This window comes from Mycolicibacterium sp. XJ870 (assembly GCF_053483975.1).
Genome location: NZ_JBEFTI010000017.1, coordinates 1 through 1,351 on the forward strand (window position 1 = coordinate 1; position 1,351 = coordinate 1,351).

Below are 1,351 nucleotides of genomic sequence, written 5' to 3' on the forward strand. Positions count from 1 at the left end.
TATCGCCGGCGCCACCCTGTGTCTGCACTTCACCCGCCTGCCGTACTTCCAGTCGCTGGGCATTCCGTTGGCCATCGGTATGACCGTCGTGGTGTTCACCGCGCTGACCCTCGGGCCCGCGATCATCACCGTGGCCAGCCGGTTCGGCAAGGTGCTCGAACCCAAGCGCGCCATGCGTACCCGTGGCTGGCGCAAAGTCGGTGCGGCCGTGGTGCGTTGGCCCGGCCCGATCCTGATCGCCACGATCGCACTGTCGCTGATCGGCCTGCTGGCCCTCCCCGGCTATCGGACCAACTACAACGACCGCAACTACCTGCCTCAGGACCTGCCCGCCAACAGCGGCTACGCCGCGGCCGACCGGCACTTCTCGCCCGCCCGGATGAACCCCGAACTGCTGCTGGTGGAAACCGATCACGACCTGCGCAACTCGGCAGACTTCCTGGTGATCGAGCGGATCGCCAAGCGAATCTTCCAGGTACCGGGTATCTCTCGGGTGCAGGCGATCACCCGCCCGCAGGGCACGCCGATCGAGCACACCTCGATCCCGTTCAACATCAGCATGCAGGGCACCACCCAGACCATGAATCAGAAGTACATGCAGGACCGCATGGACGACATGGGTGTGCAGGCCGAAGAGATGCAGACGGTCATCGACACGATGACCAAGATGATCGATCTCATGACTGAGATGTCGTCCACGATGAACAGCATGGTCGGCAAGATGCACGGGATGGTCGAAGACATCGAGGAATTGCGCGACAACATCTCGAATTTCGACGACTTCTTCCGGCCGATCCGTAATTACTTCTATTGGGAACCGCACTGCTACGACATCCCTGTCTGCTACTCGATGCGGTCGATATTCGATGCCCTCGACGGCGTCGACACGATGACCGATGCGTTCAAGGACATCGTGCCGGACATGGACAAGATGAACGCCATGCTCCCGCAGATGCTGGCGCTGATGCCGCCCATGATCGCGACGATGCAGACGATGAAGACGATGATGCTGACGATGCAGGCCACCAACGGCGGCTTGCAGGATCAGATGGCGGCCATGCAGGACAATTCGACCGCCATGGGGCAGGCGTTCGACAAGGCCAAGAACGACGACTCGTTCTACCTGCCGCCAGAAACGTTCGAGAATCCCGACTTCAAGCGCGGCATGAAGATGTTCCTCTCGCCCGACGGGCACTCGGTGCGGTTCATCATCAGCCACGAGGGCGACCCGATGAGCCCCGAGGGCATCAAACACATCGACGCCATCAAGCTGGCCGCCAAGGAGGCCATCAAGGGCACCCCGCTTGAGGGTTCCAAGATCTATCTCGGCGGCACCGCGGCAACCTTCAAG

Annotated in this window: 1 protein-coding gene; it reads left to right on the top strand. The window is 61.5% G+C overall.

Features of this window, described 5'->3' with window-relative positions:
* On the top strand, positions 1-1,351 hold a 1,351-nt coding region (locus tag ABQF30_RS29515), incomplete at both ends, for an MMPL family transporter (protein WP_448470618.1).